This window comes from Marinobacterium jannaschii DSM 6295, from assembly GCF_000620085.1.
In the GTDB taxonomy this organism is placed as follows: Bacteria; Pseudomonadota; Gammaproteobacteria; order Pseudomonadales; family Balneatricaceae; genus Pontibacterium; species Pontibacterium jannaschii.
The window spans coordinates 46,642-60,069 of sequence record NZ_JHVJ01000033.1; the positions used below are offsets into that span (position 1 = coordinate 46,642).

At 53.4% G+C, this 13,428-nt stretch carries 15 protein-coding genes; all 15 read left to right on the forward strand.

All coding sequences use genetic code 11. From position 1 onward, the window contains the following. The first annotated feature begins 7 nt into the window (after positions 1-7). On the forward strand, positions 8-1,222 hold the full coding sequence (locus Q354_RS0114770; protein ID WP_027858282.1) for an IscS subfamily cysteine desulfurase: 1,215 nt from the start codon (positions 8-10) through the stop codon (positions 1,220-1,222). Between the two features lie 27 nt (positions 1,223-1,249). Beyond that, entirely contained in the window at positions 1,250-1,630 is a 381-nt protein-coding gene (iscU, locus tag Q354_RS0114775) for a Fe-S cluster assembly scaffold IscU (protein ID WP_027858283.1), read from the forward strand. A gap of 56 nt (positions 1,631-1,686) precedes the next feature. Beyond that, a complete protein-coding gene (gene iscA / locus Q354_RS0114780) occupies positions 1,687-2,013 on the forward strand; it encodes an iron-sulfur cluster assembly protein IscA (RefSeq protein WP_027858284.1) in 327 nt (108 codons plus the stop codon). A gap of 18 nt (positions 2,014-2,031) precedes the next feature. Further along, positions 2,032-2,559: a Fe-S protein assembly co-chaperone HscB gene (gene hscB / locus Q354_RS0114785; protein WP_027858285.1), complete on the forward strand. Its 528-nt coding sequence runs from the start codon at positions 2,032-2,034 to the stop codon at positions 2,557-2,559. 11 nt (positions 2,560-2,570) lie between these two features. Beyond that, the gene (hscA, locus tag Q354_RS0114790) at positions 2,571-4,451 is read left to right on the forward strand and encodes a Fe-S protein assembly chaperone HscA (RefSeq protein ID WP_027858286.1); all 1,881 of its coding nucleotides are present in this window, start codon (positions 2,571-2,573) and stop codon (positions 4,449-4,451) included. After that, positions 4,451-4,789, forward strand: a complete 339-nt coding sequence (gene fdx / locus Q354_RS0114795; protein ID WP_027858287.1) for an ISC system 2Fe-2S type ferredoxin — start codon at positions 4,451-4,453, stop codon at positions 4,787-4,789. The genes hscA and fdx overlap by 1 nt, the downstream gene beginning before the upstream one ends. Positions 4,790-4,804: 15 nt before the next feature. Next, the gene (gene iscX / locus Q354_RS0114800; protein WP_027858288.1) at positions 4,805-5,005 is read left to right on the forward strand and encodes a Fe-S cluster assembly protein IscX; all 201 of its coding nucleotides are present in this window, start codon (positions 4,805-4,807) and stop codon (positions 5,003-5,005) included. Between the two features lie 167 nt (positions 5,006-5,172). Beyond that, entirely contained in the window at positions 5,173-5,580 is a 408-nt protein-coding gene (ndk, locus tag Q354_RS0114805) for a nucleoside-diphosphate kinase (protein ID WP_027858289.1), read from the forward strand. A 62-nt stretch (positions 5,581-5,642) separates the two neighbouring features. Then, entirely contained in the window at positions 5,643-6,782 is a 1,140-nt protein-coding gene (gene rlmN, locus Q354_RS0114810; RefSeq protein ID WP_036230039.1) for a 23S rRNA (adenine(2503)-C(2))-methyltransferase RlmN, read from the forward strand. Between the two features lie 11 nt (positions 6,783-6,793). Beyond that, on the forward strand, positions 6,794-7,558 hold the full coding sequence (gene pilW / locus Q354_RS0114815; RefSeq protein WP_245601056.1) for a type IV pilus biogenesis/stability protein PilW: 765 nt from the start codon (positions 6,794-6,796) through the stop codon (positions 7,556-7,558). After that, positions 7,555-8,505, forward strand: a complete 951-nt coding sequence (locus Q354_RS0114820) for a RodZ domain-containing protein (protein WP_027858292.1) — start codon at positions 7,555-7,557, stop codon at positions 8,503-8,505. The genes pilW and Q354_RS0114820 overlap by 4 nt, the downstream gene beginning before the upstream one ends. Positions 8,506-8,569: 64 nt before the next feature. After that, positions 8,570-9,811, forward strand: coding sequence for a histidine--tRNA ligase (gene hisS, locus Q354_RS0114825; RefSeq protein ID WP_036230044.1), 1,242 nt, complete (start codon positions 8,570-8,572; stop codon positions 9,809-9,811). Between the two features lie 30 nt (positions 9,812-9,841). After that, the gene (locus Q354_RS0114830) at positions 9,842-10,498 is read left to right on the forward strand and encodes a YfgM family protein (RefSeq protein ID WP_027858294.1); all 657 of its coding nucleotides are present in this window, start codon (positions 9,842-9,844) and stop codon (positions 10,496-10,498) included. A gap of 2 nt (positions 10,499-10,500) precedes the next feature. Next, positions 10,501-11,649 carry an outer membrane protein assembly factor BamB gene (gene bamB, locus Q354_RS0114835; RefSeq protein ID WP_051560172.1) on the forward strand — a complete coding sequence of 383 codons (1,149 nt, stop codon included), beginning with the start codon at positions 10,501-10,503 and terminating at the stop codon, positions 11,647-11,649. 84 nt (positions 11,650-11,733) lie between these two features. Then, the gene (gene der / locus Q354_RS0114840; protein WP_027858296.1) at positions 11,734-13,170 is read left to right on the forward strand and encodes a ribosome biogenesis GTPase Der; all 1,437 of its coding nucleotides are present in this window, start codon (positions 11,734-11,736) and stop codon (positions 13,168-13,170) included. Positions 13,171-13,428: the final 258 nt, after the last annotated feature.

The window sequence follows — 13,428 nt, forward strand, 5'->3', positions numbered from 1 at the left end:
ACCTAGAATGAAGAAACCGATTTATCTGGACTATTCCGCCACTACCCCGGTTGATCCGCGTGTAGCGGAGAAAATGATGGAATGCCTGACTCTGGAGGGTAACTTTGGTAACCCGGCGTCACGCTCGCATCTTTTCGGCTGGAAAGCAGAAGAGGCGGTGGAGAACGCTCGTCGTCAGGTGGCTGATCTGGTGAATGCCGATCCTCGTGAAATTGTCTGGACCTCGGGTGCGACTGAGTCTGACAACCTTGCGATTAAAGGTGCTGCACACTTCTATCAGAAGAAGGGTAAGCACATTATTACCTCCAGAATCGAGCACAAAGCTGTGCTGGATACCACGCGTCAGCTGGAGCGTGAGGGCTTTGAAGTTACTTATCTGGACCCGAACAGCGACGGCATTATCACGCCGGAGTCGGTTGCAGACGCAATCCGTGAAGACACAATCGTTGTCTCTCTGATGCACGTGAATAACGAAATCGGCACCATTACCGATATCGCTGCGATTGGTGAAATCACCCGCGCCAAAGGGATTATTTTCCACGTCGACGCCGCTCAGAGCGCCGGAAAAATTGATATTGACCTGGCTGCTACCAAGGTCGACCTGATGTCCTTCTCCGCCCATAAGGTATATGGCCCGAAAGGTATCGGTGCGATGTATGTGCGTCGTAAGCCGCGTATCCGTATCGAGGCTCAGATGCATGGTGGTGGTCACGAGCGTGGTATGCGTTCCGGCACACTGCCAACTCATCAGATTGTTGGTATGGGTGAGGCCTTCCGGATCGCCAAAGAAGAGATGGAAATGGCCAAACAGCAGGCGATCGCGCTGCGTGACCGTTTCTGGGCTGCTGTCAATGACATGGAAGAAGTGCATGTCAATGGCTCTTTCGAGCAGCGAGTACCCCATAACCTGAATGTCAGCTTTGCCTTTGTCGAAGGTGAATCACTGCTGATGTCCATTAAAGATCTGGCTGTATCCTCCGGTTCTGCCTGTACTTCGGCAAGCCTGGAGCCGTCCTATGTGCTGCGAGCACTGGGACTGAATGATGAACTGGCTCACAGCTCAATTCGTTTCTCCTTTGGTCGTTTCACGACCGAGGAAGAGGTGGACTTCGCCGCAGAACAGATTCGTCAGGCTGTAGATAAACTTCGTGAGCTGTCCCCGCTGTGGGATATGTATAGGGATGGTGTCGACCTGAGCAAGGTCGAATGGGTTCATCACTAATACAGATTCAGAATTGAGGAGGTCGTCATGGCTTATAGTGATCAGGTAATTGACCATTACGAAAATCCGCGCAATGTTGGGCGGATGGACGATAAAGATGGAAATGTAGGTACCGGTATGGTCGGTGCGCCTGCATGTGGTGATGTAATGCGCTTGCAGATTAAGGTAAGTGATGAAGGCATCATTGAAGATGCTAAGTTCAAAACTTACGGTTGTGGCTCTGCAATTGCGTCCAGCTCTCTGATCACCGAGTGGGTGAAGGGTATGAGCCTGGATGAAGCGGCAGAACTGAAGAACACCGCAATTGCAGAAGAGCTGGCGTTGCCGCCGGTTAAAATCCATTGTTCAGTGCTGGCCGAGGACGCGATTAAAGCGGCCATCGACGATTACAAGAGCAAGCAGGATTAATCATCAGACAATAAGCTGCCACCAGACTCTGGTGGCAGTCGGTGGGTAGTTAGTTTATGGCAATCACAATGACAGAGGCTGCGGCAGCTCATGTAACCCGTTACATGGAAAACCGCGGTAAAGGCATGGGAATCCGCTTAGGGGTTCGTACTTCAGGTTGTTCCGGTATGGCATACGTACTGGAGTTTGTCGACGAGGTTCAGGATGATGACCAGGTGTTCGAGCCTGTGCAGGGCATCACTATCGTTGTCGACCCGAAAAGCATGCTTTATCTGGACGGTACCGAACTGGACTTTGTCAAAGAAGGCCTGAATGAAGGGTTTCGCTTCAATAACCCTAATGTCAGTAGCGAATGTGGTTGCGGCGAAAGCTTCAACGTCTGATAACCGACAGGCAGTGCCATGGATATTAGTAAGAACTTTTTTGAGTTTTTTGGGCTGCCCGTTTCCTTCCAGATAGATCAAACCCTCCTGTCTGAGCGTTATCGGGAGCTGCAGAAGCAGCTTCATCCCGATCGTCATGCTCACCTTTCTGATCGTGAACAGCGTCTTTCTGTTCAGTACACCGCTCATCTCAATGAAGGAATGGCGACACTGAAATCGCCGTTGCGTCGTGCCCAGTATCTGCTTCTGATAGAGGGTATCGATACCACCGGTGAATCTTCGGTGAAAATCGATCCGATGTTCCTGATGCAGCAGATGGAGCTCAGAGAACGGCTGGAAGATGCTCGCGATGCGGCAGACCCTTTTGCTGAACTTGAGTCGCTGGGGGAAGAGGTGCAGTCAGAACTCGCAGGATTGCGTCGTCAGTTTGATCAGTGCTATCTGTCGAAAGCTCTGGAAGAAGCGGCAGCGGTAGTGCGTAAAATGCAATTTTTGGAAAAGTTGCTCCTCGAGATTGAAAATCTCGAAGATCAGCTTGAAGACTGAGTTTAGAAATTATGGCCCTGTTACAGATCGCAGAACCAGGTCAGAGCGCCGCTCCTCACCAGCACAAGCTGGCAGTGGGTATTGATCTTGGTACAACAAACTCTCTGGTTGCTTCCGTTAAGAGCGGTGAAGCTGTAACCCTGCCTGATGGCGAAGGTCAGCATCTGCTGCCTTCGGTCGTGCGTTACCTGTGCCCGCTGGAAAAGCAGGTTGGTCAGGTGGCACGGGATGCGGCCGCAGAAGATCCATATAACACCATCGTATCGGTTAAGCGTCTCATGGGGCGCGGTGTCGATGATGTGAAGGCGCTGGGGAGTGAAGCTCCGTACAAATTTGTGCCGGGTGACGGTGGTATGCCATTCATCGACACGGCCGCCGGTAACAAAAGTCCGGTCGAGGTCTCTGCGGATATTCTGCGGAGTTTGCTGGACCGGGCCGCGGTCTCGCTGGGTGGTGATCTGGAAGGCGCAGTGATAACAGTTCCAGCCTACTTTGATGATGCTCAGCGCCAGGCGACGAAGGATGCGGCAAAGCTGGCAGATGTCAAAGTCCTGCGGCTGCTGAATGAACCTACAGCCGCGGCCGTCGCCTACGGGCTCGACCAAAAAAATGATGGCGTTATTGCGGTCTACGATCTGGGGGGCGGCACTTTTGATATCTCAGTGCTGCGCCTGAACAAGGGTGTGTTTGAGGTGCTGGCTACCGGTGGCGACAGTGCGCTGGGGGGCGATGACTTTGATCTGGCGCTGGCGCGTCACCTGGCTGCTGAATGCGGCCTTGGTGATGCCCTGGATGCTGGCAGTGCGCGATACCTGACCGAGCTGGCAAAAAAGGTGAAAGAACAGTTGTCTTCTGACGCTGCAGCGCAGCTGTCTGTTAATGTCGATGGTCAGCAGCACGATCTGTCCGTAACCCGTGAACAGTTTGATGACCTGATCAGCGGACTTGTGTCCCGTACCCTGCGCGCCTGTAAGCGTACGTTGAAAGACGCCGGCGTCACGGTGGATGAAGTGCAGGATGTGGTCATGGTCGGTGGCTCTACCCGGGTACCTCTGGTACGGGAAAAAGTGGGGCACCTGTTTGCTCGTGAGCCGCATATTGATATTGATCCCGATCGTGTAGTGGCCATTGGCGCAGCGATTCAGGCGGATGTGCTGGCAGGAAATAAGCCCGACAGTGAGATGCTGTTGCTGGATGTGATTCCATTATCACTGGGCTTGGAAACCATGGGTGGCCTGACGGAAAAAGTTATCCACAGAAACACTTCAATCCCGGTAGGCCGTGCCCAGGAATTTACCACCTATCAGGATGGCCAGACAGCTATGGCGATCCATGTAGTGCAGGGCGAAAGGGAGTTGGTCGAAGATTGCCGTTCGCTGGCGCGTTTTGTGCTGCGGGGTATCCCGCCAATGGCGGCAGGCGCAGCCAAGATTCGTGTTACCTACCAGGTCGATGCTGATGGCCTGCTGAGTGTTGCGGCGAAAGAGATGTCTACCGGCGTCGAAAGCAGTATTCAGGTGAAGCCTTCATACGGCCTGGCTGATGACCAGATTGCTGAAATGCTGAAGGCTTCATACAGCCATGCTCAGGAAGACCTGGATGCCCGGGCGTTGCGTGAACAGCAGGTCGAGGCTGAGCGCTTGGTATTGGCCCTGACGCAGGCACTGGCCGCCGATGGTGACGCCCTGTTGAGCGCTGATGAGCGCGCTGCGCTTGAGTCTGAAATCGCTTTGTTGCGACAGACCGCGGCGGGATCAGATACCCGGGCTATAGAGCAGGGTGTGGCGAAGCTGGCTAAGGCCAGTGATGAGTTCGCCGCGCGCCGCATGGATCAGAATATTCAGCGTGCCCTGCAGGGGCAGACTATTGAGCAGATCGAGGAGAAAAACTGATGCCGCAGATTATCTTTTTGCCTCATGATGAGTTGTGTCCGGAAGGCAAGGTAATCGATGCCGAGCCCGGCGTTACCATTTGTGATGCCGCACTTAAGCATGGTATTGAGATTGAACACGCTTGTGAAAAATCCTGCGCCTGTACAACCTGTCATGTGGTGGTGCGCGAGGGTTTTGACACACTTGAGGAGTCCGATGAGCTGGAAGACGATATGCTGGATAAGGCCTGGGGGCTGGAGCCGGAATCGCGTCTGAGCTGTCAGGCCGTCGTGGCGGAGGCTGATCTGGTGGTCGAGATTCCGAAATATACGATTAATCAGGTGTCAGAACGTCACTGATTGAGGAGCTCTGTTATGAGTCTGAAGTGGGTTGATGTGCTGGATATTGCCATTGAACTGACTGAGACCTATCCGGATGCTGATCCAATGACGATCAGTTTCCCGGATCTCTATCAGAAGGTCATGGATCTGCCCGGCTTTGATGATGATCCGGATCGGTGTGGAGAAAAGATCCTTGAAGCGATTCAGATGGCCTGGATCGAAGAACAGGACTGACAGGGAGCCCGGTTTGCCGGGCTTCTTTTTGTCTGCTGAACGGCATCCGGTGTGTGGCCGAGGGCAACAGCTCCTTTGTTGCAACGCTGTTCACTCCATCATCTCTCGCGTATAATCGCGCGTTTAATTTTAGCACTGTCCTTTAAAATAACTGGGATTCCAAAAAAATGGCAATCGAACGTACTCTGTCTATCATCAAGCCTGATGCTGTTGCGAAAAACGTAATCGGCGAAATCGAAACCCGTTTCGAGAAAGCTGGCCTGAAACTTGTTGAAATGCAGATGAAACAGCTGTCTAAAGCAGACGCTGAAGGTTTCTACGCTGAGCACAAAGAGCGTCCTTTCTTCGCTGATCTGGTTGCTTTCATGACTTCCGGTCCTGTTGTTGTTCAGGTTCTGGAAGGTGAAAACGCGATCGCTGCAAACCGTGACCTGATGGGTGCTACTAACCCTAAGGAAGCGGCTGAAGGCACTATCCGTCGTGACTTCGCAGAGTCCATCGACGCGAACGCTGTACACGGTTCCGACTCTGCTGCATCTGCAGAGCGCGAAATCGCTTACTTCTTCGGCAAGTAATTGCTGATCCGGGATGCTCCGCCGGAGTATCCCTGCTTTTAAAAGACATCGAGTTGAATCTAATGACTGAATCCTCCACCCCTAAAGTTAATCTGGTTGGCTATTCACCTGCCCAGCTTGAAGATTTCTTTGAGTCAATTGGCGAGAAACGCTTCCGCGCCACTCAGGTGATGAAATGGATTCATCAACTTGGTGCTACCACCTTTGATGAGATGACGAATATCAGCAAAGCGCTGCGTCAGAAACTCAGTGAGGTGGCGGAGCTACGCGAGCCTGAAGTAATCTTTGAGAAATTCTCTAAAGATGGCACCCGTAAGTGGGTTATCCGTACTGAAGGTGGCTCCAGTGTCGAAGCCGTACTGATACCGGACGGAGACCGCAAGACCCTCTGTGTATCATCGCAGATTGGTTGCTCTCTGGATTGCAGCTTCTGCTCTACCGGTAAACAAGGATTTAACCGTAACCTGACTGCCGCTGAGATTATCAGTCAGGTGCGTATCGCTATTCGTTCTTACGGGCCTTTCGATCCTTCAGGTGAGCGACGTGTCACTAACGTCGTACTGATGGGAATGGGCGAGCCGTTGATGAACTTCGATAACGTGGTTGCTGCAGTGCAGCTGATGATGGAGGACAACGCTTATGGTCTCTCCAAGCGCCGTGTTACGTTGTCGACAGCAGGTGTAGTACCTGCGCTGGATAAACTGCGTGAAGTGACCGATGTATCACTGGCTATCTCCCTGCACGCTCCGAATGATGAGCTGCGTGATGTGCTGGTGCCGGTTAACAAGCGCTATCCAATCAAGGAGCTGATTGCGGCCTGTAATCGTTACCTCGATAAGCTCAATGATAAGCGCGTCATTACCGTTGAATATACCATGCTGGCAGGCGTGAACGATCAGCCTGAACATGCGCGCCAGTTGGTCAAGGTGCTGCGTAAACTGCCGTCCAAGCTGAATCTGATCCCGTTTAATCCCTTCCCGAATTCCGGATATGATCGTCCGAGTGACGACGCTATTCTCGCCTTTAAGGAAATTATGCTGAAGGCGGGGATTATCACGACTGTACGTCGTACCCGGGGTGATGATGTGGATGCTGCCTGTGGCCAGCTTGTAGGTCAGGTGCAGGACCGTACCAGACGTAGCCAAAAATACATTCCTGTGGTACAAGAAGAGCCGGCTGCAGAGGTGCAGCGACCACAGTAGGAGATGGACAAGTGAACGGATGGAAAGTTGCGTTATTGCTGATGATCATGGTGATCTCGGGCTGTACTGGCAACAATGTCCGTTCACCGCAGGAGCGGGCTGATGCCAGCGCTGCGTATACCCGCCTGGGTATAAAGTATCTGCAGACCCAGGATCTCCAGGGGGCAAAGAATGCCTTCCAGAAAGCCCTGTCCCTGAATCAGGAAGAAGCCCAGGCCCTGAATGGTCTGGCCCTGGTGTTTCAGATGGAGCAGGAGATGGCGCTTTCTGAGCAGTATTTCAGGAAAGCGATCGCCGCAGATTCAGAGTCAGCCCAGATATATAATAACTATGGCGCATTTTTGTTCAGTCAAAAACGTTATAGTGATGCCTGTCGACAGCTGGCAAGAGCGACTGAAGACCCGTTTTACAGCCAGCGAGGACAGGCGTTCGAAAACCTTGGGCGCTGTTATCTGCACCTGGAGCGTTCAGATGCCGCCGAACATGCATTACAAAGATCCCTACAGCTAAATCCGAACCGTCCGTTAGCACTGATCCAGCTCAGCGAACTGCTGCTAGCACGTGGAGAGGCCGAGCTGGCAGGACGCCACTTCGAGCGATTTTCAACGCTGGTAGAGAAAAAGCGGGTTAATCATTTTCCTAAGAGCCTCTGGCTGGGTATTCAGTTATCCCGATCCCAGGGGGACGCAGTACAGGCCGCGACTTATGCCCTGATACTGAAAAACCTCTATCCGGAGTCAACGGAGTACCGGGAGTACGAGGAGTCGACCCATTGAGTAATGAAGAACAGACTTTATCATCGGATGAAGGCACAGGGTTTCCGGGCTATAAGCTGACCGCCGCGCGTGAGGCCGGTGGCCTCAGTGTGAATCAGGTTGCTGCCCGTATGAACCTGTCGCCGCACTATATAGAAGCAATAGAGAGTGGCGATTTTGACGCTCTGCCCAGCCTGGTCTTTGCGCGTGGCTACGTACGTAACTATGCCCGTATGCTGGGATTGGATGAGGTTCTGCTGGTTCAGCATGTTGGCGGATTCACATCCCCCTCTGTGCCGAAGCCGGTGACCACCGTTCCTCAGGATGTGAAGTTAAGTGATCCGCGGGTGCGCTGGTCTGGCTGGCTTTTTCTGGTAGGTATTCTGGGGATCACGATCTGGTGGTGGCAGACTCAGTATGGCAACGGGGAGGCCCCTGCTGCTGAAGTGGTTGCGGAAACCGCTGAGCTGGCCGCAGATGGCACGCTGAAACTGCCTGCACTGAACGACGGTGAGCAAGCAGCGCCTCAGGCAGAGCCAGCCGCAGAGATTGCGGTGGATGAACCTGAGCTGCCGATACAGGTCACAGAGTCTGAAGCCGAGCCGCAAGGTTTGAGCCAGGCTGAGGTTGATGCTCTTGCTGCCGAGCTTTCACAGTCGTCTGACGCAGCGAATGAAGCTGCTGTTTCGGCAGCCCCTGCTGAGGTCACTGAGCCGGTACCGGCTGGCCAGGCGCGGCTCAAAGTCAGTTTTACCGCTGACTGCTGGGTTGAGGTCCGCGACGCGACAGGTAAGGTGCTGATTTCCGGTATTCGCAGTACCGGTAACGATATCGATCTTACCGCAGCTGCTCCGTTAAAGGTTCTGTTTGGCGCTGTTTCAGCAGTCGAACGTGTTGAGGTGAACGGCAAGGTGCTGGATAAGCTGGATGGCGGACGCAAGAATATGGCCCGCCTGACCCTGCCGTAAGCAAACGATTTATAGTTACAGTTTTAGGATTGGAACATTGGCAAACATCAAAGCCATTCGCGGGATGAACGACATCCTGCCTGATCAGACGCCGGTTTGGCAGTATCTCGAATCAAAAGTGAAATCTGTGCTGTCGGCCTATGGCTACAGCGAGATCCGTATGCCGATCGTTGAACAGACTGATCTGTTCAAGCGCTCTATTGGTGAAGTGACCGATATTGTCGAAAAAGAGATGTATACCTTTGAGGATCGCAACGGCGAAAGCCTGACGCTGCGTCCTGAAGGCACCGCCAGCTGTGTGCGGGCGGGTGAAGAGCATGGTCTGCTGTTTAATCAGGCTCAGCGCCTCTGGTATACCGGTCCTATGTTTCGCTATGAGAAGCCACAGAAGGGGCGTTATCGCCAGTTCCATCAGATCGGTGTGGAAACCTTTGGCATGGCCAATGCGGACATCGATGCCGAAGTTATTCTGCTGAGTGCCCGGTTGTGGAAAGAACTGGGTATTCTGGATGCGGTGACGCTGCAGCTTAACTCTCTGGGCAGCAATGAAGCCCGGGCTGAATACAAGGATGCGCTGGTCGCATACCTGACAGAGCGTAAGTCAGAACTGGATGAAGACAGCCAACGTCGCCTGACAAGTAATCCGCTGCGTATTCTGGATAGTAAGGACGCTGCGACTCAGGCATTGCTGGATTCAGCGCCGGTGCTGACAGACTATCTGGATGAGGAATCCCGCCTGCACTTTACTCAGCTGTGCGAGACTCTGGATGCGGCCGGTATCAGCTATGAGGTGAATCCGCGCCTGGTGCGAGGTCTGGATTACTACTGCAAAACTGTATTTGAATGGGTTACCGATAAGTTAGGGGCTCAGGGTACAGTCTGTGCGGGCGGTCGTTACGATGGACTGGTTAAGCAGCTGGGCGGCAGACCTACTCCGGCAGTTGGCTTCGCGATGGGCGTTGAGCGTCTGATTCTGATGCTGGAAACGCTGGCTGTTATTCCGCAGGCCGTTACCCAGACATTCGATGTCTATCTAGCTGCCGAAACCAAGGCGATTCAGCCTCGAATCATTCTGCTGGCTGATCGGTTAAGAGACAGCTTGCCTGGGCTTCGCGTACGGGTGCATTGCGCAGGCCTTAAAAATATCAGTGCCAAGGCGCGTCAGACGGGAGCACCGATCGTATTGCTGATTAAAGCGAATGAGGATCAGCAACTTTCCGGCACCATCTGGCATAATGATGAGCCGGTATTTGATATCGAAGAATCTGCGCTGGCAACGGCCATTAGTGAGATCTGGAAGCCCTGACAGGGCGAGCAATAGGTTAAGGAGTTTACGGTGGCTGAACTGCGTACCGAAGAAGAACAGGTTAAAGCGCTCAAAGAGTGGTGGTCGGAAAACGGAAAATCGCTGATGCTTGGTGTTGCTCTGGCAGCCGCGGCCGGTTTTGGCTGGAATGCCTGGCAGGATAAGCAAGCAGCTGAGGCGGAGTCAGCTTCGGTGCTTTACCAGAATATGATGGACGCAGCTGCCGGTGCTATTGGTCCTGAACAGGATGAAAATCAGCGCAGTACAGCCGTTCACCTGGCCGGTCAGTTGAAGTCTGATCATGAGTCATCTGCTTATGCCCGCTTTGCGGCGCTGATGATGGCGCGCGTAGCGGCAGAGTCCGGTGACTATGCGACGGCCCTGAGTGAACTGGACTGGGTGATTGCCCATGAGCCAGAGGCGGCGCAGAAAGAGATCGCTCTGATGCGCAAGGCGCGTATCCTCGCGGCTCAGGGAGAGGTTGATAAGGCGCTTGCCGTACTGCCTTCCGCTTCTGCCGGCTTTAGTGCCAGTGTTGCTGAAATCCGTGGCGACCTGCTATTGCTGAAGGGCGATAAGGCCGCTGCGCGGGAGGCATACGCTAAAGCCAGGGCTGCAGTGGAGGCGGGGCAGGGACGGCCGATACTTGATATGAAGCTGGATAACCTTGCTGCTGGAGAAGGTTAAGCATGAATGCTCTGCTGCGCGGTTTTACCGTTGCTATCCTGACGGTTGCGGTCTCCGGTTGTAGTCTGTTCAGTGGTGAGGAGGAAGTTGGTCCGAATCCGCTGGTCGAGTTTGAGGCGGAAAAGGAAGCCGAGGTGCTCTGGTCTGTGTCGGTCGGGGATCAACTGGGAGAGTTCTATAACCAGTTTCAGCCGGCTATATCGGGTGATGCTATCTTCACAACCGATAAGGCCGGGGCCTTGCATGCGATCGATCGTAGCAACGGTGATCAGTTGTGGGAGCGCGACCTTGAGACTTCTATGGTTGGGGGTGTCGGTGCTGGTTACGGTAAGCTTTTTGTAACCGCCGAGCGCGGAGAGCTGATCGTGCTGGACGCAGATACGGGTGAAGACCTCTGGCGTGCGGTACTGAGCTCCGAAGCGGTAGCTCCGGCGCAGGCGAATTCCGAGCTGGTTCTGGTGCAACAGATCGATGGTAAGGTTGTCGCTTTTGATCTGGAAAGTGGAGCGCGCAGGTGGAGCTACACGAGTCCGGTGCCTAAGCTGACATTGCGTGGTACCGGTGTGCCGATCGTCACCCAGAATGTGACATTTGTCAGCTTTTCATCCGGTAAACTGGTGGCGTTGGACAATGCCAGTGGCGACCTGTTGTGGGAGCGGCGTATTTCCGTGCCTCAGGGGCGCTCGGCGCTGGAGCGTATGGTGGATGCCGATGGCCGTATGCTGATTAAGGACCGGACGTTGTTTGCCGCCAGTTTCCAGGGAAGCCTGATTGCCCTGAATCCGCTGCGGGCGCAGATTTTGTGGTCACAGGATGTGTCGACATTTCATAGCCTGAGCGCCGGTTACGGTAACATCTACGTCAGTGATGCAGCTGATGCAGTGCAGGCATTCGATCAGCGCAGCAGTGCCAGTGTCTGGACCCAGGCGAGCCTGGGAAATCGATCGATCACAGCGCCGGTCAGTATCGGTAATGCTGTCGCTGTCGGTGACAGTGAAGGATATATCCACTTTATGTCCCAGGTTGATGGTCGCTTTATTGCCCGGGTGCATACCAGCTCGGATGGCTTGCGTGGCGACCTGCTTGTTAAGGGCAATCAGCTCTATGCCCTGAGTAACGATAGCCGCCTCTATGCGGTCGAACTCAGGTAACTCTATTTGAATCACCAGGCGGCTATTTGCCCTGGCAAGTAGCCGCCTTTTATTTTGGACCTGCCTAAGACGCAGGAGTGAGCAATGCTTCCCGTAATAGCCTTAGTTGGCCGACCAAATGTCGGAAAATCTACTCTCTTTAATCGCCTGACTCGCAGCCGTGATGCGCTTGTCGCAGATATGCCTGGTGTAACCCGAGACCGTAAATACGGTGAGGGCAGAACAGGTAATCGTGACTATATTGTCGTTGATACAGGAGGTATCACCGGAGACGAGCAGGGAATCGATCATGAGATGGCGAAGCAGTCACTTCAGGCGATCGAGGAGGCGGATATCGTACTCTTTATGGTGGACGCCCGTGCAGGCCTCAATCCTGCTGATGAGATGATTGCGCGTCACCTGAGAAAGACCGGAAAGCATCACTACCTGGTCGTGAATAAAGTTGATGGACTCGATCCCGATGTGGTGGTCGGTGATTTCTATCAGTTGGGTGCCGGCGAGCCTCTGGCCATTGCGGCCTCTCATGGTCGTGGTGTTCGATTACTGATCGAATACGTGCTCGAAGAGCTACTCGGACCTGAGCCGGAAGAAGGTGAAGAGGGTGAGGAAGAGCAGGAAGACAATAGCGGTATCCGGATTGCAGTGGTTGGGCGTCCCAATGTGGGTAAGTCTACGCTGGTTAACCGCCTGCTGGGTGAAGACCGGGTAGTGGTGTTCGACCAGGCGGGAACTACCACGGATAGTGTCTATATCCCCTACACCCGTGATGAACAGCCATACACCCTGATCGATACGGCAGGAGTGCGTCGGCGTAAAAACATCACTGAGTCAGTGGAAAAGTTTTCCATCGTTAAAACGCTACAGGCGGTGCGGGATGCTAATGTAGTGGTACTGGTGATTGATGCGAAAGACGGTATCAGTGAACAGGATCTGCATATTCTGGGATTCGTGTTGGAAACCGGTCGCGCCCTTGTTGTGAGTTTTAACAAGTGGGACGGCATGACGGAAGATCAGAAGCAGACGCTGCGGAATCAGATTGACCGTCGTATGGAGTTTGCAACGTTTGCTCGTTTCCACAATATATCGGCCCTGCATGGCAGTGGCGTCGGTGATCTGTACGAGTCGATTAACGAAGCCTACGACTGCGCGATGTCCAAGTGGAGTACTAATCGTTTGACGACGTTGCTGGAAGACGTTGTTGCCGAGCATCAGCCGCCAACAGTGAATGGCCGACGTATTAAGCTTCGTTATGCCCATCAGGGTGGCTCCAATCCGCCGATTATCGTGGTGCATGGTAATCAGACGGACTCACTGCCTGGGTCCTACAAGCGTTACCTGCAGAACAAGTTTATTAAGGTGCTGGGTATTATGGGCACGCCAATGCGTTTTGAATTCCGCACGGGCGATAACCCTTATGAGGGCAAGCGGAATATTCTGACGCCAAGGCAGCAGGCGAAGAAGGTTCGTCAGCAGCAGTTTAATCGTGAAATGAAAAAGTCGAAAAAGGCTAAGCGTAAGTAAATAGAGTGGGTTGGTTGTTTATTGTCCGAAAAAGGCGCCTTAGGGCGTCTTTTTTTGTTTGTTTTTTGTGCGATTCTGCCCCGGTTTAAACTAATTCCCGTTTATACGACTTTTTATTTAAAAAGCCATTGACGCCCGCTGCAGGATCTATAGAATACGCCTCCACATTGAGACGCGGGGTCGCAAACGGCACCGGACAACGTCGCAGGACAGTCTTCTAACTTGTTGAAAGAAAAGCGATTTTCAATCAGGGTTCAG